Source organism: Streptomyces sp. NBC_00454, from assembly GCF_041434015.1.
Classification (GTDB): Bacteria; Actinomycetota; Actinomycetes; order Streptomycetales; family Streptomycetaceae; genus Streptomyces.
In genome coordinates, this window is the sequence record NZ_CP107907.1 from 175,089 (window position 1) to 192,174 (window position 17,086).

Genomic DNA, 17,086 nt, shown 5'->3' on the forward strand with positions numbered 1-17,086 from the left:
TTCACGCATCGGCTCAACCGGCGCATGCTTCGGCCTGCGGTTTGAAGGAGCGCTCATGACCACCACGTACCGGATCGCCGAGCTGGACGCGCACTGGCGCGCCGCGAACTACCTGGCCGTCGGCCAGATCTACCTCCTGGACAACCCGCTGCTCGCCGAGCCGCTGCGGCCCGAGCACATCAAGCCGCGGCTGCTCGGCCACTGGGGCACCGCCCCCGGCCTGAACCTCGTCCACACCCACCTGAACCGGGTGATCAAGGAGCGTTCACTGGAGGCCCTGTGCGTCTGGGGACCCGGCCACGGAGGGGCAGCCGTACTCGCCAACTCCTGGCTGGAGGGCACGTACACCGAGACCTACCCGGACATCGGCCGGGACGCGGACGGGATGCGCAGGCTGTTCCGCCAGTTCTCCTTCCCCGGCGGCGTACCGAGTCACGTAGCGCCGGAAACGCCGGGCTCCGTCCACGAGGGCGGCGAGCTCGGCTACTCGCTGGCCCACGCGTACGGGGCCGCCTTCGACCATCCCGGTCTGCTGGTGGCCTGCGTCATCGGCGACGGCGAGGCGGAGACGGGGCCGCTGGCCGCCTCCTGGCACTCGAACAAGTTCCTGGACCCGGTCCACGACGGCGCCGTCCTGCCGATCCTGCACCTCAACGGATACAAGATCGCCAATCCGACCGTGCTGTCGCGGATCCCGGAGCAGGAGCTCGACGCACTGCTGCGCGGCTACGGGCACGAGCCCCTCTACGTCTCCGGCAGCGACCCCGCCCTCGTCCACCCGGCCATGGCCGGAGCCATGGACCGGGCCCTCGACCGCATCCACGCCATCCAGCGGGAAGCGCGGGGCGCAGGCACGGATCCGGGCGCTGAGCGTGCGCGCTGGCCGATGATCGTCCTGCGGACCCCCAAGGGGTGGACGGGTCCCGCGACCGTCGACGGCCAACCCGTCGAGGGCACCTGGCGGGCGCACCAGGTGCCGCTCGCCGAGGTCCGCGAGAACCCCGATCATCTGCGGCAGCTGGAGACCTGGATGCGTTCCTACCGGCCGGAGGAGCTCTTCGACGCCGAGGGCCGTCCGGTGTCCTCCGCGCTGACCTGCGTACCGGAGGGGGAGCGCCGCCTGGGCGCGAGCCCGTACGCCAACGGCGGCCGACTACTGCGCTCGCTCCCGCTGCCCGGGCTCGACGCGTGGGCCGTCACCGTGGAGAAGCCCGGGAGCACCCTGCACGAGCCGACCCGCGTCCTGGGCCGCTACCTCGCGCAGGTCATGAGGGACACCGCCGGACGGCGGGACTTCCGGGTCGTCGGACCGGACGAGACGGCGAGCAACCACCTCGACGACCTGTACGACGTCACCGGCAAGGCCTGGCAGGGCAGCACGGAGCCCACCGACCAGAACCTGTCCCGGGACGGCCGGGTCATGGAGATCCTTTCCGAGCACGTGTGCCAGGGCTGGCTGGAGGGGTACCTCCTCACCGGCCGCCACGGCCTGTTCTCCACGTACGAGGCCTTCGCCCACATCGTCGACTCCATGGTCGGCCAGCACATCAAATGGCTGAAGAACGCCTGCACGCTGAGCTGGCGCGCGCCCGTCGCGTCCCTCAACTACCTGCTCACCTCGCACGTCTGGCGCCAGGACAGCAACGGCTTCTCCCACCAGGACCCCGGATTCGTCGACCACGTCCTCAACAAGAGCCCGGACGTCGTACGGGTCTACCTGCCGCCGGACGCCAACACCCTCCTTGCGGTGGCCGATCACGCCCTGCGCAGCCGTGACCGGGTGAACGTGATCGTCGCGGGCAAGCAGCCCTGCTTCGACTGGCTGCCCATCGGGGAGGCCCGCGCGCACGTGGCTCGCGGCGCCGGAGTCTGGGACTGGGCGGGGACCGACCACGGCTCCCGCGAGCCGGACGTCGTGCTCGCCTGCGCCGGCGACGTACCCACCATGGAGGTCCTGGCCGCCTCGGCCCTGCTCCGCGAGCACCTCCCCTCGCTGGCCGTCCGGGTCGTCAACGTCGTGGACATCGCCCGGCTGATGCCCCACGAGGAGCACCCGCACGGCATGACCGACACCGAGTACAACGCCCTCTTCACCATCGACAAGCCGGTGGTCTTCGCCTACCACGGCTATCCGTGGCTCATCCACCGCCTCGCCTACCGCCGGACCGGCCACGCCCAGCTGCACGTCCGCGGCTACAAGGAGTCCGGGACCACCACCACCCCCTTCGACATGGTCGTCCGCAACGACCTCGACCGGTACCGGCTCGTCATGGACGTCATCGACCGCGTCCCCGGACTCGCCGGCCGCGCAGCGGCCCTGCGCCAGAGCATGTGCGACCAGCGGATCCGCCACCACGATTGGATCCGCGCCCACGGAACCGACCTGCCGGAGGTCGCCGACTGGTCCTGGCCCTACTGATCGCCCGCCCGGGCCGATACGGGTGGGCCGTCCGGGTCGGGGAAGGTACCGAACGGCCCTTCCTGGGCCGGCCGCCATGGGCGGAGGCTGGTAGGCGCACCCGAACGGAGAACCGCCATGAGCACCTCTTCCTTCCACAGGCTCAGCTCCTCCCCCGATGTCTTCTCCCGCGCCCTGTCCCCGGAGCACCGCGCCAGCCTGTTGGCCCTGGCCCACGAGGCGGATTTCCCCGCCGGCACGCGACTGTTCAACCAGGGCGGGCACGCCGGCCGGTTCTGGGTCCTCCGGTCGGGCAACGTGGGCATGGACGTGCACGTACCCGGCAGGCAGGCCGCGGTGGTCGAAACGGTCGGCCCCGGCGAGCTCGTCGGCTGGTCCTGGCTGTTCCGTCCCTACACCTGGCACTTCGGCGCCGAGGCCATGACGCCGGTGCGCACCGACGAGTTCGATGCCGCCGCCGTGCGGGCGCTGATGGATGCCGATCCCGCGCTCACCTCCGCAATCTGGCACTGGGTGGGGCAGGTGCTCGCCCACCGGCTGATCTCCGCCGAGATCCGGCTGCTCGACCTGTACGCACCCCACGGCAGCGGAAGCCGCATCTGAGACAATTGTTCCCAGACGTATCCGACCCGAGGGTGTGGCGTGGATGTCCGATGCACCAGCTGCCTCCCCGGCCCCCATCCGGGTGTTCCTCCTCGACGACCACGAGGTCGTCCGGCGCGGACTGCACGACCTGCTGGACTCCGAGCCGGACATCGAGGTGGTGGGTGAGGCGGCGACGGCCGCACAGGCCCTGGCCCGGGGGCCGGCGCTGCGGCCCGACGTCGCTGTGCTCGACGTACGGCTGCCCGACAGCGACGGCATCACCGTCTGCCGTGAGCTGCGCTCGCGCATGCCGGATCTCGCCTGTCTCATGCTGACGTCCTTCGACGACGAGGACGCCCTGCTCGACGCCATCATGGCGGGCGCCGCCGGGTACGTACTGAAGCAGATCAAGGGCTCCGACCTGGTCGCCGCCGTCCGCACGGTGGCGACGGGCCAGTCGATGCTCGACCCCGCGACGACGGCCCGTCTGATGAGCTCGCTCCGGGACCCGACCGCCGGGAAGCCGCCCGGGGACGAGCGACTGACGGTGCTCTCCGAGCGCGAGCGAGCCGTACTCGAGCTGATCGGCGAGGGCCTCACCAACCGTCAGATCGGCAAACGCCTCTTCCTCTCCGAGAAGACGGTCAAGAACCACATCTCACGGCTGCTCGCCAAGCTGGGCGTCGAACGCCGCGTGCAGGCCGCTGTCATCGCCGCCGAGGTGCGCGAGCACGACGAGACCGGCCGCTAGGTCGTCTCTTTCGGATCTTGCCGGGCAGGTCCGATCGGGATCCGCCAGTCCAGACGCGTTCCGGCACCGTCCGGGCGCGGTGAGACGGACAGCCCGCCCCCGCGGGCCTCGGCGCGCTCCGCGAGGTTGCGCAGACCGCTGCGACGGCCACCGTCCGCGACACCCACGCCGTCGTCACTCACCGTTACTTCCAGCACGCCGTCCGCCAGGACGATCGCGACCTCCACCCGCGCCGCCCGCGCGTGCCGGGCCACGTTGGTCAGGGCCTCTCCGAGCACGGCTACCACGTCGTCGGCGGCCGGGGCCGGCACATCGGTGTCGATCAGCCCCTCCATGCGCAGGGCGGGCGCGAACCCGAGCAGCGCCGCCGCCTCACCCACGGCCCGAACCGCGCGGACCCGGAGTCTCGGGGTACTGCCTGCCGCCTCGTGGTCGCGGAGTCCGAAGATCGTCGACCGGATGATCTTGATCGTCTCGTCCAGGTCGTCGATCGACCGGCTCAGCCGCTCGGACGCCTCGGGGTGCTCCACGAAGCGCTGCGCGCTCTGCAAGGTCATTCCCGTGGCGAAGAGCCGCTGGATCGCCAGATCGTGCAGGTCGCGGGCGATCCGGTCACGGTCCGCCAGGAGGCTCACCTTCTCGGTGTCCCGGCGCCGGTCGGCCAGCTCCAGCGCCAGGGCCGCCTGCCCCGCGAAGCCCGGCAGGGGCGCGACCTCGGCCCCCGCGAACGCCGGCCGCCCCGTACACCGTGCCAGCATCAGCACGCCCCGCAGCTTCGCCCTCGTGCCCACCGTGACCGCCACGGCCGGCCCGAAGCCCGTCCACGTGTCCGGCTGCGCCGCGGCCCGGGCGTCGGTGGCCACATCTGCCAAGGTGATCAGTCCGTCCCGCGCCAGGACGACGGCGGCCAGGATGCCCTCGCTGCCGGGCAGCACGATCCCGCGGTGTGCTTCGGCGCCCTCCCCCAGGGCCAGCGAGCCGCGCAGCTCGCCGCCGGGCCCCACCTGGTAGAAAACGCACATGTCGGCCGAGATGATGTCCCGGGCCCGCTCCAGCATGCCCTCCAGCACCTCGATCTCGGAGGAGCCGGACAGCAGCGCGCTCGTGAAATCGGAGCTGGCCGCCAGCCAGCGCTCCCGGAGCCGGACCTCCTCGTACAGGCGGGCGTTGTCCACGGCGACGCCGGCGGCAACCGCGAGGGTGGACAAGACGCCCTCGTCCTCCGCGTCGAAGCCCTTCCCGCCCCGCTTCTCCGTCAGGTAGAGGTTGCCGAACACTTCGTCCCGGACCCGGATCGGTACGCCGAGGAAGGAGCGCATCGGCGGGTGGTGCTCCGGAAACCCGGCGGAGGCCGCATGCTCCGAGAGATCTCCCAGGCGCAGCGGCCGCGGGTGCCTGATCAGCTCGCCCAGCAGTCCGTGTCCGGTGGGCAGGGCCCCGATCTGCGCCCGGAGCTGGTCGCTGATGCCCACCGGGAGGAACTCGGCGAGTTTCTCGTCGTCCCCCACCACGCCCAGCGCACCGTACTCCGCGTCCACGAGGACCACTGCGGCCTCCACGATGCCGCGCAGCACCTGGGCCAGGTCCAGCTCCTGCCCCAGCGACATGACCGCCTTGAGCAGGCCCGTCAACCGGTCACGGGTATCCCGCGCGTCGGTGATCTGTTCCTGGAGCGCGTCCAGCCCCGGCTGCGGAATCCGGCTCGCCGAAGCATCCCGATCGTCCCCGACCATGAACACCTCCGGCGGCGAGGGGCTCTGCGCACCGCCCGGTCTTCAGCGTAGCCCTCCGCCGACCGGCCGGTCCCGGTCGGAACCACGGGTGACGGTCACGCGAGGCCCGGACCGCAGCGAATCCGGTCAGCCGATGCCCAAAGGCAGGGGCACGATGTCCGTTCACCCGCCCGGGACGGTGATCATAGGGCAGCGGGCACGGTGCCGTCCTCCCATGACGAGCAGGTCCGCATGGCGCGATGCCTCGACCAGGACCGAAGCCGCCGACACGCTCGTCGTCGACGGCACGCCGCTGAGGACCGATCAGTCCCCGTACAGGCCCGTTCGGCCCTCGCACCACGGGCGGACTCGGCGGATGGTGGCTGGTGAAGGCGCTCCGCAAGGTGCGCTCGCTGGCCGAAGCCGACAGGAGGGCCACAGATGAAGCACGCCAAGGTCGGCTTCCTGATGACCGACGAGGTCGTCTCGGTCCTCGGGAGGACTCCGTCCGCGGACGTGGCCGCGCTGCTCGTCGAGCACGAGATCAGCGGCGTACCGGTTCTGGACGCGGACGAGCGCGTCCTCGGAGTCATTTCGCGGACCGATCTGCTCGTCCAAGACCACCTCACCGCTGAAGACTTGATGACCGCGCCGGCCGTCACGGTCCACGCCGAACAGACCGTCACCGAGGCCGCCCGCCTCATTACCCGACGCGGGGTGACGCGGCTGCCGGTCGTCGACGAGGAGGACCGCCTGGTCGGCATCGTGACCCGCCGGGACCTGCTCCGCGTGTTTCTGCGCCCGGACCACGAGATACACCGGGTGCTGGTCGAGGACGTGCTGGCGGAAACGATGGGTATCGGTGCCGATGCCGTGAGCGTGCGTGTCGTGGACGGGGTCGTCACCTTGGACGGCCGACTGCCCAGGAGCAGCCAGATTCCCGTCGCGCTCCGGCTCGCGGGACAGTTGGACGGTGTGGTCGCGGTCATCGACCAGCTCACGGCTTACTCCAACGACACCCGCACCCGCACCGCTGCGCCGGATCATCCCCGCTGACGCGGGATGTGGACCGTTCGGCCCCTGCCCGCCCCACCCGCACCGCGCAACCATGGAAGCGAGGCAGGCTCGCCGCCCCCGTCACACCGGTGCCGAGAGCCCTGCAGACGGACCCGGGTCATCCCCTTGCTCCGCCACCGCACTTCGTGAGGAGCATCTTCATGGAAGTCCTGATCTTCGCGCTGATCGCCATGGCCGTGGTTGCCCTGATAGGGCTGCCGATGGCCCTGAAGATCGTCAAGCAGTACGAGCAGGGCGTGCTGTTCCGCTTCGGCCGGCTCACCGGGACCCGCGCGCCGGGCCTGCGGGTCATCGTGCCGTTCGCGGACGTCCTGCACCGGGTGTCCTTGCGGATCGTCACCATGCCCATCCAGTCCCAGGGCATCATCACCCGGGACAACGTCAGCGTCGACGTCTCCGCCGTCGCCTACTTCCGCGTCGTCGACGCCGTGAAATCGGTCATCGCCATCGAGAACGTGGGCGCGGCCATCAATCAGATCGCCCAGACCACCCTGCGCAAGGTCGTCGGGCAGCACACCCTCGACGAAACCCTGTCGGAGACCGACCGCATCAATCTCGGCATCCGCGAGATCCTCGATGTCACCACCGCCGAATGGGGCGTCGAGGTCACCCTGGTCGAACTGAAGGACATCCAGCTGCCCGACAGCATGAAGCGCGCGATGGCCCGCCAGGCCGAGGCCGAACGGGAGAAGAGGGCCAAGATCATCAACGCGGAGGGCGAGTCGCTGGCCGCCGCCGCGCTCGGCGACGCCTCCGACACCATGATGGCCCACCCCCTCGCCCTGCAACTGCGCAACCTGCAGAGCCTCGTGGAGATCGGCGTGGACAAGAACACCACCGTGGTCTTCCCCGCCCCGCTCATGAGCACCATCGGCGAACTCGGCGCCTTCCTCGCCCGCGAGACCGCGGCCGCGACACTCCAGACACCGCGTGCGACGGAGATCACCACTCCGCTCCCCAGCCCGTCCCCGCCGAACGGAGCGCGAGCGGTCAAGACCATGTGACCGAAAGTTGGCGCCGCCGTGCGGAGGATGATCTCCGTACGGCGGCGTCAACTGCTGTGGGGGCGTTCAGTACCTGCTCTCTCAGTACGGCAGGACGCGCCCCGACGGTGTGCGCAGGTCGAGGGGCAGGGGGCGGTGCGGCCGTGGCCGGGGTGCCGAGATCTGGATCCGAGGCATGGTGGATCACCTCTTCGAGAGCGGAACCGGGTCGGGTCCGCACTCCAGAATCACCCGGCGGGACGTTCGTTCGGCAGGGCCGACGGGGACAGACGTGGGGGCCGACCGGCCCCACTTCAGCACTGGCGCCGTGGCGCACCAGGGCTGTCATGCCTTCTGGACGCGCGTCGGGTTCGATACGGCCGGGTCGTCGTGGCGCGGCCCGCCCAGCACGACCTTCAGCGCGCCCGTCTCACCGGCACGGGAGAACACCTCGTACGCCTCTTCCATCTGTCCCAGCTCGAAACGATGGGTGATCAGCGACGAGGTCGGCAGCCGGCCGGCCGCCAGCATGCGCAGCAGCATCGGCGTGGAGCAGGTGTCCACGAGCCCGGTGGTGATGGTGACGTCTTTGATCCACAGGTCTTCGAGGTGCAGGGTCGCGGGCTTGCCGTGGACACCGATGTTCGCGACCCGGCCGCCCGGGCGGACCATGCGGGTGCACATCTCGAAGGTCTCGGGCGCTCCGACGGCCTCCATGACGACGTCCGCGCCGAGACCGTCGGTCAGGTCGCCCACGAGCATTCCCGGTTCCTCGGCCGCGCTCACGACCGCGTCCGCTCCCAGCTCACGGGCCTTCGCCAGCCGGGACGGTGCGAGGTCCACGGCGATGACACGGGCCGGCGAGTACAACCGGGCCGTAGCGATGGCCGCGAGTCCTACGGGGCCGGCGCCGACAATGACGACGGTGTCCCCGGGCCGCACGTTCCCGTTCAGCACTCCCACCTCGTAGGCAGTGGGGAAGATGTCCGCGAGCAGGACGGCGTCGGCGCTGTCGACCGTGCTCGGCAGTGGGTACACGGAGAGGTCGGCGAACGGCACGCGGACGTACTCGGCCTGGGTTCCGTCGATGGTGTGGCCGAGTACCCAGCCACCGCCCCCGCGGCACTGCCCGTAGCGGCTCTCACGGCAGAACCGACACCGGCCGCACGAGGAGATGCAGGAGACCAGCACCCGGTCGCCGGGCCGCACCGTGCGGACGTCACCGCCGCACTCCACCACCGTGCCCACGGCCTCGTGCCCGAGTACCCGGCCGGGAGTCACCTCCGGCAGGTCACCCTTGACGATGTGCAGGTCCGTACCGCAGATCGTCACCGCGTCGACCCGCACGATCACGTCGGCGGGATCCTTGATGCCCGGCTCCGGCACCTCCTGCCACGCGGTGCGCCCCGGTCCCTGGAAGACGAGTGCCTTCATGACGCCAACTCTCCATGTATCCCGTGCTCCGGCAAAGGTCACTTCAGGCTGTCCCCGCCGCTCGGTTCGCGGACAAGGCCGGACGGTCCCGCACCGGGGACCGACAGGCCCGTCCGGCCCGTGCCGTGGACGTGTGATGGTGGATGGCGGGGTCTCCTTCACCGGAGGACGGCCGTCGATCTCCGGGGCTGATGACGGCTCCCGCCCGTCACCGCTCGGACGGAAATACCTGATCAGAACCCCTTTTGATCTCCGCACCGGAGTAGGCTGGAGATACCGGGAGTATTTCGCGCATCGGATGCAACTCAGGTGTCATTTCCGGCGATCAATACGCCGGACCGTCGAACTGCGGGCGGCCCGGAGACAGGTCTCCACCATGACCGTCGCCCTGGAACGCACCACGCCTGCCACGCCATCCTCACCCTCGCCACTCGCTACGGCGCCGCCTCGCCCCGCTCGCCTCGTGCTCACGCCGAAGACCACCCTCTCCGGGCAGCTGGACGGTGCCTGGTGGCCCCGCTCCCGTGACCTCGCAGCCGAACTCCCCGTTCTCGTCGCCGCCTTGGCCGAGCCCTGGGGGCGCATCACCCGCGTCACCGTGAACCCCACCCGCTGGCCCGTCATCCCGCACAAGGTCCTCGCCGCAGGACACACCCTGCACGTGGGCTGGTTCACCGAACAGGACCCCGACAAGCTGATCCTGCTCTCCTACACCGTCGGCCGCTGGGACCTCCTCGTCGTCCCGCCCCAGACCGCACCCGCCGCCGCGGCCCGGCTGATGGCCGCCGCCGCCGTCCCCGGCAGCGTCCTGACCGCCCGCGCACTGATCGCCGCCGAAGCCGTCATCGGCCGAAGGCCCGACCTCCGGAACCGGGAAGACGCCTGGGAGAGCGAAGGCGGGGCACGCGTATCCGACATCGGCTCCCTCGCCAGGCTGCCGGTCGGCCCGCTGTCCGCCGGCGCTTGGTGGTGAGCCTCGTCCGCAGGATGTCGCCGTCGCAGCAGGAGAACGACCATCGAGTACTGAGGCCGGGCGTCGCCGTGCCGACCTCAGGCCGGTGCAGCGGCAACATCGGCGCTCTGCTCGGGTCCTCCCCGCTAACGGAGGTTTTCAGGACTAGCCTTCGCATCATGCTGCGCATTGCCGACACCCGGACCGGCCGCTTCGTGGAGGTTCCTTCCGGACACCGCCACCTGCTGCGCATCTGTGTCCACCTGCCGGCCATCAGCGCCCGGGTCGACGCGGTGGACCTGCGGGCGCCCCTGGTCGGTGACGTACTGGCGCGTACCGCGGAGCTGCGTGGTCTGCAGGCCCTCACGGTCCTCATCACACCGGACCTGGCGCATGAGCAAGGCCAGGCGCTCGATCGCGCCATGGCCGTTCTCGGCATCCACCCGCCCGCCACCGTCGGTGCACACCAACTCACCGGGACGCTGTGCGCCGCTGCCGACGTGCACCTTCTCGCGTCCGGCGCTGCCGCTCAAGACGGGGTCGGCGGGATCCTGGTCGACGTGGGCCAGGTCAGCCCGGCACCCCCGGACGGGGACATCCCGGACGGAGCCCCTCTCCTCGCCTCGGGTCTTCTGGACGAGTTCGCCCCGGCGGGGACCGATCCGTTGGCTGTGAGGATGCTGTTGCTCGGGCACGCCCACCACACGCCGGTCACGGTCACCGGCGCAGGGCTCACCGAGGCCCGGCGGACGCTGCGGCGCTGGCGACAGCAGGTGGCCGACTGGGCGCAGGAGCCCTCCAGGCCGATCCCCGCCGACCTGCTGCAACAGGCACAGGCCGCCCTCGCCGACGATCTCGGCGTCCCTGCCGTCCTGGACATGCTGCGCAGTGTGGCCGGGCGCGCCGATGTGCCGGCCGGCGCCAAATTCGAGACGTTCGCCTTTCTCGACCGGATCCTCGGGCTGGACCTCGCGCGCGAGGTGGGGCACCAGCACCCGGCGACGCCATGACGTCAGGCGGCTCCCGGCACCTGGACGTCCTGCGGCACGCCAAGCCTGCCTGGCCGCTGCCGGCCGACCACGAACGGCCGCTCGCCCCGCCTCGAGATGGCCGTACCCAGCGGCCCGCACCCCTGACGGGACAGCACCGGCCGGCATGCCGGTCCGTCCCCGACCGGTGGAACGGGTGATCTTCCTCGGCAGTTCGACCGTCACGGCCCGCTTCCCGTCTTTGCGGGGCCGCAGGGTGTGGGCACCGGGCTGCCAATCGTTGAAGTCGCCCACCACGCTGACCGGGCCGGGTGGGGTGTCGGTGGCCAGGACGAAGGTGACCTCCGTGCGGTTCTTGCGCAGCGTGCGCTCCAGCATGGTGCGGGCTCCTGACAGCAGGTGGGGTGGGGATCGTGCCCACCCTCGGACTGAAGGGATGGCCCGCCTTCCGACGCCGCCACATCGAGGGACGGGCGTCACCCGTGTGCCTCGCTTCGTAGTCGACATGATGCAGACCGTCACCCTGCGTGTCAGCGTGATCCGAGAGGAATCCGTACCCCACGCATCAAGAGGAGTCGCCGTCATGGGCAGTACGCAGGACAAGCATCAGGAGCCGGGCAAGGGCCGCGAGGCGCAGGAGCACCGTCGCCCCGGAGACCCTGCGCACCCCCAGCCGGGCAAGCCGTCCCGCGAGCAGGGCCAGAAGTCGGGCCAGAAGCCGGGCGAGGAAGAGGCTTCACGTCGTCGCGAGGACGACCTGCTGCACGAAGAGGACCTGCACGACGAGAACTTCTGACCAGAGCACCACTCGTCCCAGTACGCAGAGCCCGGCCGGTCAACAGTCACCCCGGCCGGGATCTGTCACGCCGCGCCCGATGCCGGCCTTGAGGCCCGCAGCTGCACATGCCGTCGACGCCACGGCAGGACTGCGCTGTCCGGGAAGAAACCAGCGGAGGGCGGATCTATCCTGGAAAGAGGGGCCCTGCCTCATTCCGTGAGATCGAAGGACATCATGATCGTCCTCGGCATCATCCTGCTGGTCATCGGCTACGTGGTCGGCTTCGCCATCCTGTCCACCATCGGAATCATCTTGGTCGTCGTCGGCATCATCCTGTGGATCCTGGGATCCGTCGGACACAAGGTCGGCGGACGCCGACACTATTGGTAGCCACCCCTGACCTTGCACGGCAAACAGCCCGTCCCACACGGCCCGACGCCGCGGCCGCGTAACAAGACGGCCGTCTCGCCTCATCCTGCCGCGCCTCCGAACGCGCACAACACCGGCCAGTGTCTCCCCCACGTCCAGGAGATCGCGTGGGCAGCCAGCGGCCGATGCAAGTACAGGGCCGTCCCCATCTCGACGCGCCGATGCCGCCCTCCCTCGGCCACTACCAGAACGAGCACACCCGGCGCTGGGCCGCAACCTTTGCCGCGTACGACGGATTCGTCATCGTCACCCCCGAGTACAACCACGGCATCCCCGGTGTGCTCAAGAACGCCCTGGACTACCTCTACGCCGAGTGGAACATCAAGGCCCTCGGCCTGGTCTCCTACGGGGCCGCGGGCGGCGCACGCTCCGCCGAACAACTGCGCCTTCTCGCCGCCGGACTCCAGATGGCCGACGTACGCCAGCAAGTCGTGCTCTCCCTGCACACCGACTTCGAGAACCTCAGCGTCTTCACACCCGGCGACCACAACCTGCATGCGCTGAACACCATGCTCGACCAAGTCATCGCCTGAACCAGGGCCCTCGCCCCGCTACGGACCGCCACCGCCGTCGCGACCTGACCGGCTCGGCCGCGTCGGCCGCAGTGGCCCTCCGCCCCACCAACCGACCAGCCCACACGAACGGACTCACCATGACCAGATCCCCCGCCGATCTGATGCGGTCAACCTTCTCGAGGTGTTCAACGAGCCCGACCCGGACCGCCGGGCCGCGGTCATCGCCGAGAACTGCGCCGAAGACGTCGTGTGGCACGAACCGGACCGCATCAATCGTGGGCGCACGGACTTCGTGAGCCGCGCCGCAGAGTTGCTCGCCGAGAAACCGGACTGGGTCTTCCGACCCGCGGGCACCCCGTCGGAGCTCGACGACATCGGCCACCTCGGCTTCCAGTACGGCCCTGCCGACGGTCAACCAACGGCGGTCAACGGCATGGACATCGCCCGCACCACAGACGGCGTCATCGTCGAGCTCTACACGATCGTCACGGAGATCCGTCAGCCACTCGACCGGAGCCGAAGCCCTGAGCGGAGGCCCCTCGGTCAGCAGGGCCGGTAGGACGAGATGGGCTGCCCGCTGTCTGTGACAGCTCCCTCAAGCCTCCTCGATGACCGAGCAGAAAGTGAAGGGCTCCGCAGACGCGGATGCCCCCTCACGACAGGAGCCTGCCCAAACCACGCAAACCTCGCAGGTCGGTACTCTGGGTACCCCAGTTTCTGCCCGGTCACGGACGCAGCGATGAGTTTTCCCGGCCCGGCAAGTCTCACCATCGTTGTCGACAACAGGAGGAGCACGTGGCTCAGCTGCTGAGAGTCCAGAACTTCAACGTCTCGAGTGACGGGATCGGTGCCGGTGCGGACCAGACCCTCGAGAGGCCATTCGGTCATGTCGATCCCGAGAGGCTGTTCTCCTGGGCCGGCGCCACCGCGAGCTGGCCCATGCGCAGCGACCCCGGCGGGAGCCGGGGCCTCGACGACTACCTCACGCGAGACTACGCACGTAACATCGGCGCCGAGATCATGGGCCGCAACAAATTCGGGCCCCAGCGCGGGCCCTGGAAAGACCACGACTGGCACGGCTGGTGGGGTGCCGAGCCCCCGTTCCACACCCCGGTGTTCGTGATGACCCACCACAAGCGTCCTTCGTTCACGCTCTCCGACACCACGTTCCACTTCGTCGACGGCGACCCGGCCGCGGTCCTCGAACTGGCACGGGAAGCGGCGCAGGGCAAGGACGTCCGGCTCGGCGGCGGGGCCACCACCATCCGGGAGTTCCTTGACGCCGACCTCGTCGACACCATGCACGTGGCGGTCTCACCGGTGAAGCTCGGGTCCGGAGTACGTCTCTGGGAGTCACCCGATGAGCTGCTCGACCGGTTCCACCTCGATGTCGTGCCCAGCCCCAGCGGTGTGACGCACCACCTGTTCTGGCGAAAATGACCGGTCCTCAGGGCTGGCCCCGGCAGGGTGTTCTGCCTGCCGGGGCCAGCCCTGAGACGGGCCGTCGAGCACCCCGATGCTGCCCTGGCAAGTACCCCAGGGCTGTCAAAACTCGGGCTCTGGCTCACGTTCTGTGGAGTGTCACTGCCCGTGGCGCAAGACCCTTGACGGCCGGTCGGCTGGGAGTCGTTCTCATGACTGGCCGGGCCCGTCGAGGCGTTCCGTGGGACCGGCGAAGGAGAGGAAGAGAGTCCGGGTGGTGAGGAGCCAGGTGTCGTCCCGCTTGCAGAACGTGTCTTCGTAGTGCCCCACCTGAACCGGGGGCCGCGGCGGTACGAGGCCCTCGCTGTAGCCGTCGACACGGTACGTGGTGAAGTAGGTGGTGGCGGTGGCGGTGTCCGCAGAGGTCACGGTAACCAGGATGTTGGTGCATATACGGCGCGACAGTCGGTCTGCGGGCCGGTTGCCGAAGTAGATGCGCAGGGCGTCGTGACCCGCAATGCGGCGGTCGCCGGCGGGCCATTCCCAGGTGCCGTCCTGCGTGAAGAGGTCGGCCACCGAGCCCGGGTCCCCGAGGTCGAGCCGGTGGACGAACTCGACGACCAGCCGCTCACAAGCCCGCTCTGCGAGCAGGCGCTCGATCGGGTCAAGAGTTTCAGCATTCATGATCAACTCATATCAGGTCGCCCCTGACTGAGGCAGCCTCACCCGAGCTGGACCCCGGTTCCGGGCGCATGTTCTCCAGAGCCGTGCCCGTCCGTGGCCGCCCCCCACCTGCCGAATCCGTGACTGAGTCCGTGACCAGGCGGGCCGGCTCCTCTCCGGTCCGACAACTCCCCCAGCACTTCCTGCGCCCGCCGGCTTCCGACAAGGAAGGCCGCTCAGCACCGCGTTCCCCACTGCGCGCGCACTCACGAACGGGTGACGCTTCCCCCGCCGCCGGCGCGGGTCAGCCAGCCTGGCCAGCCTCTCCGAGCAGATACCCGAGCACGCGGTGCTGACGCGAAGGCGACTTGGCCGGACAGACGCCGGCGGACTGGCGGCACATCGGAACTCCAGCGGTTCAGGGCTACTTGGGAAGGTCGCCCCGTCCAAGTGGAGTTTCGCTGCGTTCGTGACGGATCAGCTCCGACCCGCCGCACAGCTGCGGCCTGCGGACTCACATGAGCACCGGACCTTTGAAACGCTCCTGCGCCACCGGCACTTAGGTCTATCAGGATCAGACTTAAGTCGTACTGCATTGGATGCGCAACCACGCCTAGATTTGTAGCAGGCAGGCCGATGCTGGATAGGCATGGCCAGCCTTCCAATTTCAGCGTTACGAGACAGAAATCACGATGGGGAGTTCCCGTGAGCAATGCCTTTAATCTTGACGCCCGCGTATCGTCCACTGGCGGTCAGGACCCGCAGGTGCAGCAGGCCACCCCGACGGTGGCTATCAGCATTGCCAGCCGAGTCGGATGCAAGAAGGCGATCAACTGGACCATCAAGCGGACCATCGCGATGACGACCGCTTGCGCCTCGCAGCGCACCAAGGGGAAGTGCTGAGGGTCCTCCTCGGCTTTCCCTTGACCCTTCTTGGTTAGACCCCGGGTCTGAGCCTGAGCTGCTCAGGCCCGGGGTCTCACCCTGTTGCATATGGCGACCATGAGATGTATACGCGAGAAAACCACCGCTCCGAAGTATTTCTGCCGAGCCACTTGGCCGGTCGGTGCCGCACACTGGCTGCTGCGGTGCGCATGTCCCTGATGACTCCGGAGCAGGTGGCCGAGTCCGTCCGCTCGGCCGCAAGTCAATCTCCTGGTGCAATTCTGTGGACTGGTCCGTCACTGAGTGGCGGCTATGCGGGGCTGGCCCTGATGCATCTGCAGGCCGCAGGCGAAGGAGCCGACGAAGCGGACCCCGAGACGGCCTTTCAGTTCCTTCGGGCGGCTTTCCGTGCCACCCGTGATGAACCGCTGAATTATCCGGGGCTGTTTGACGGAACCACCGGATTGGCCTTGGCCATGAGCGAGTGTGTCCAGCTGGAGCCCCGGTTTCAGTCGAGCCTGGACTCCCTCCATGAACAGTTGGCCGATCAGGTGCTGCGGATGGAGTGGCCAAAGGCTGAAGGCGGTGTTTCGGACCACCACTACGACTTGATCTCTGGTGCGGCTGGAATTCTCCCATATCTCAGCCGGATACCGAATCCCAGTCCGCGTATCTCTGCGGCGACCGAATACGCACTCGACTATCTTGTCTGGCTGGCCAGTGCACCCTCGCGCAAGGGGATGTCGAACCGATGGTTCATCGCACCCGCGCACTACTTCTCCGCTGATGACCTGATCGGCTATCCATACGGATATCTCGACACCGGCATGGCGCACGGGATAGCCGGCGTGGTTACGGCTCTGGCCGCGGCGTGGAGCGCTGGGGTCCGGCGCCCCGGTCACCGCGAGGCCCTCGAGCTCGCCGCTGCCTGGCTCATCGCACTGGGTGAGACCCGTTCGGGCCGCCCGCAGACGCCCCGTCGGGTGGCCGTATCGGTGGAGGGAGCCGAGCGGCCGGACTTCGCCGAGCCGGACGCGACAGCTTGGTGCTACGGGTCTCCGGGGATGGCGACGGCACTGCTGATCGCCGCCGAAGCCCTCCGGGACCAAGGTATGCGCGTGCAGGCATGTGCGGTGTTCGAGCGGGCGCTCACCAGTGGCTTGGACCCACAGGTGGCCTCTTCGCCGACGATGTGCCACGGCCTGGGGGGAATCGTCGCGATGTGCCAGGAGTTCGCGACAGCAGGCAGTCGGACCGCCGCGGCAGCGCTTCCCCGTCTGGTCGAAGACCTACTGGCCTTGAGTGAACCAGAGACGCCATCGGTCTTTCGGGACCGTCCGAAATCAGGCGGCGCAGTGGGCGACCCGGGCCTGCTCACCGGAGCGGCGGGCGTGGCCATGACCTTGCAGAGCGTCAGCGGGGGCGTCAGATCTTCCTGGTCGCAGACGTTGTTCTCGCGATGACCGAAAGCAGAAACGGAACGATGACAGTG

17 protein-coding genes are annotated in these 17,086 nt (G+C 69.2%); 14 read left to right on the plus strand and 3 right to left on the minus strand.

Annotated features, from left to right (window positions below):
* Nucleotides 1-55: 55 nt before the first annotated feature.
* From OHU74_RS00810 to OHU74_RS00820, 3 genes are all read left to right on the plus strand, one after another.
* Complete coding sequence (locus OHU74_RS00810; RefSeq protein WP_371614051.1) at nt 56-2,419, plus strand: phosphoketolase; 2,364 nt, start codon at nt 56-58, stop codon at nt 2,417-2,419.
* Between the two features lie 117 nt (nt 2,420-2,536).
* Nucleotides 2,537-3,022, plus strand: coding sequence for a Crp/Fnr family transcriptional regulator (locus OHU74_RS00815; RefSeq protein ID WP_371614052.1), 486 nt, complete (start codon nt 2,537-2,539; stop codon nt 3,020-3,022).
* 43 nt (nt 3,023-3,065) lie between these two features.
* The gene (locus OHU74_RS00820; protein ID WP_371614053.1) at nt 3,066-3,755 is read left to right on the plus strand and encodes a response regulator; all 690 of its coding nucleotides are present in this window, start codon (nt 3,066-3,068) and stop codon (nt 3,753-3,755) included.
* On the opposite strand, the gene OHU74_RS00825 is transcribed toward OHU74_RS00820, so the two are convergent.
* A complete protein-coding gene (locus tag OHU74_RS00825; RefSeq protein ID WP_371614054.1) occupies nt 3,752-5,488 on the minus strand; it encodes a GAF domain-containing sensor histidine kinase in 1,737 nt (578 codons plus the stop codon). The two genes, OHU74_RS00820 and OHU74_RS00825, sit on opposite strands and share 4 nt — an antisense overlap.
* A gap of 420 nt (nt 5,489-5,908) precedes the next feature.
* On the opposite strand from OHU74_RS00825, the gene OHU74_RS00830 reads away from it, so the two are divergent.
* Both OHU74_RS00830 and OHU74_RS00835 read left to right on the plus strand, forming a co-directional pair.
* Complete coding sequence (locus OHU74_RS00830; RefSeq protein WP_371614055.1) at nt 5,909-6,523, plus strand: CBS domain-containing protein; 615 nt, start codon at nt 5,909-5,911, stop codon at nt 6,521-6,523.
* Between the two features lie 161 nt (nt 6,524-6,684).
* Entirely contained in the window at nt 6,685-7,548 is an 864-nt protein-coding gene (locus OHU74_RS00835; protein ID WP_371614056.1) for a slipin family protein, read from the plus strand.
* A gap of 324 nt (nt 7,549-7,872) precedes the next feature.
* Here OHU74_RS00835 and OHU74_RS00840 read toward each other — a convergent pair whose 3' ends face one another.
* The gene (locus OHU74_RS00840; protein WP_371614057.1) at nt 7,873-8,961 is read right to left on the minus strand and encodes a zinc-dependent alcohol dehydrogenase family protein; all 1,089 of its coding nucleotides are present in this window, start codon (nt 8,959-8,961) and stop codon (nt 7,873-7,875) included.
* Nucleotides 8,962-9,337: 376 nt separating this feature from the next.
* On the opposite strand from OHU74_RS00840, the gene OHU74_RS00845 reads away from it, so the two are divergent.
* The 7 genes from OHU74_RS00845 (at nt 9,338) to OHU74_RS00875 (ending at nt 14,064) form a co-directional block, all read left to right on the plus strand.
* Complete coding sequence (locus OHU74_RS00845) at nt 9,338-9,934, plus strand: DUF5994 family protein (protein ID WP_371614058.1); 597 nt, start codon at nt 9,338-9,340, stop codon at nt 9,932-9,934.
* 158 nt (nt 9,935-10,092) lie between these two features.
* Nucleotides 10,093-10,923 (plus strand): hypothetical protein, encoded by an 831-nt coding sequence (locus OHU74_RS00850; protein WP_371614059.1) that lies wholly within the window; start codon nt 10,093-10,095, stop codon nt 10,921-10,923.
* A gap of 562 nt (nt 10,924-11,485) precedes the next feature.
* Complete coding sequence (locus tag OHU74_RS00855; protein ID WP_371614060.1) at nt 11,486-11,698, plus strand: hypothetical protein; 213 nt, start codon at nt 11,486-11,488, stop codon at nt 11,696-11,698.
* Between the two features lie 216 nt (nt 11,699-11,914).
* Nucleotides 11,915-12,070 carry a DUF6131 family protein gene (locus OHU74_RS00860; protein WP_330294842.1) on the plus strand — a complete coding sequence of 52 codons (156 nt, stop codon included), beginning with the start codon at nt 11,915-11,917 and terminating at the stop codon, nt 12,068-12,070.
* Between the two features lie 146 nt (nt 12,071-12,216).
* Complete coding sequence (locus OHU74_RS00865) at nt 12,217-12,642, plus strand: NADPH-dependent FMN reductase (protein ID WP_371614061.1); 426 nt, start codon at nt 12,217-12,219, stop codon at nt 12,640-12,642.
* A 163-nt stretch (nt 12,643-12,805) separates the two neighbouring features.
* On the plus strand, nt 12,806-13,183 hold the full coding sequence (locus tag OHU74_RS00870; protein WP_371614062.1) for a nuclear transport factor 2 family protein: 378 nt from the start codon (nt 12,806-12,808) through the stop codon (nt 13,181-13,183).
* A gap of 236 nt (nt 13,184-13,419) precedes the next feature.
* Nucleotides 13,420-14,064, plus strand: coding sequence for a dihydrofolate reductase family protein (locus OHU74_RS00875; protein ID WP_371614063.1), 645 nt, complete (start codon nt 13,420-13,422; stop codon nt 14,062-14,064).
* Nucleotides 14,065-14,256: 192 nt separating this feature from the next.
* Here OHU74_RS00875 and OHU74_RS00880 read toward each other — a convergent pair whose 3' ends face one another.
* Nucleotides 14,257-14,730, minus strand: a complete 474-nt coding sequence (locus OHU74_RS00880; RefSeq protein WP_371614064.1) for a nuclear transport factor 2 family protein — start codon at nt 14,728-14,730, stop codon at nt 14,257-14,259.
* A 684-nt stretch (nt 14,731-15,414) separates the two neighbouring features.
* Between OHU74_RS00880 and OHU74_RS00885 the strand changes: the two genes are divergently transcribed.
* Together OHU74_RS00885 and OHU74_RS00890 are read left to right on the plus strand one after the other, a co-directional pair.
* A complete protein-coding gene (locus OHU74_RS00885; RefSeq protein WP_330300632.1) occupies nt 15,415-15,612 on the plus strand; it encodes an FDLD family class I lanthipeptide in 198 nt (65 codons plus the stop codon).
* 191 nt (nt 15,613-15,803) lie between these two features.
* Nucleotides 15,804-17,057, plus strand: a complete 1,254-nt coding sequence (locus OHU74_RS00890; RefSeq protein ID WP_371619524.1) for a lanthionine synthetase C family protein — start codon at nt 15,804-15,806, stop codon at nt 17,055-17,057.
* Nucleotides 17,058-17,086 lie beyond the last annotated feature (29 nt).

Bases quoted from the DNA above. Each gene is read 5' to 3' on its own strand.
- OHU74_RS00810 (WP_371614051.1), top strand. From the start codon at position 56: ATGACCACCACGTACCGGATCGCCGAGCTGGACGCGCACTGGCGCGCC.
- OHU74_RS00815 (WP_371614052.1), top strand. From the start codon at position 2,537: ATGAGCACCTCTTCCTTCCACAGGCTCAGCTCCTCCCCCGATGTCTTC.
- OHU74_RS00820 (WP_371614053.1), top strand. From the start codon at position 3,066: ATGTCCGATGCACCAGCTGCCTCCCCGGCCCCCATCCGGGTGTTCCTC.
- OHU74_RS00825 (WP_371614054.1), bottom strand. From the start codon at position 5,488: ATGGTCGGGGACGATCGGGATGCTTCGGCGAGCCGGATTCCGCAGCCG.
- OHU74_RS00830 (WP_371614055.1), top strand. From the start codon at position 5,909: ATGAAGCACGCCAAGGTCGGCTTCCTGATGACCGACGAGGTCGTCTCG.
- OHU74_RS00835 (WP_371614056.1), top strand. From the start codon at position 6,685: ATGGAAGTCCTGATCTTCGCGCTGATCGCCATGGCCGTGGTTGCCCTG.
- OHU74_RS00840 (WP_371614057.1), bottom strand. From the start codon at position 8,961: ATGAAGGCACTCGTCTTCCAGGGACCGGGGCGCACCGCGTGGCAGGAG.
- OHU74_RS00845 (WP_371614058.1), top strand. From the start codon at position 9,338: ATGACCGTCGCCCTGGAACGCACCACGCCTGCCACGCCATCCTCACCC.
- OHU74_RS00850 (WP_371614059.1), top strand. From the start codon at position 10,093: ATGCTGCGCATTGCCGACACCCGGACCGGCCGCTTCGTGGAGGTTCCT.
- OHU74_RS00855 (WP_371614060.1), top strand. From the start codon at position 11,486: ATGGGCAGTACGCAGGACAAGCATCAGGAGCCGGGCAAGGGCCGCGAG.
- OHU74_RS00860 (WP_330294842.1), top strand. From the start codon at position 11,915: ATGATCGTCCTCGGCATCATCCTGCTGGTCATCGGCTACGTGGTCGGC.
- OHU74_RS00880 (WP_371614064.1), bottom strand. From the start codon at position 14,730: ATGAATGCTGAAACTCTTGACCCGATCGAGCGCCTGCTCGCAGAGCGG.
- OHU74_RS00890 (WP_371619524.1), top strand. From the start codon at position 15,804: ATGTCCCTGATGACTCCGGAGCAGGTGGCCGAGTCCGTCCGCTCGGCC.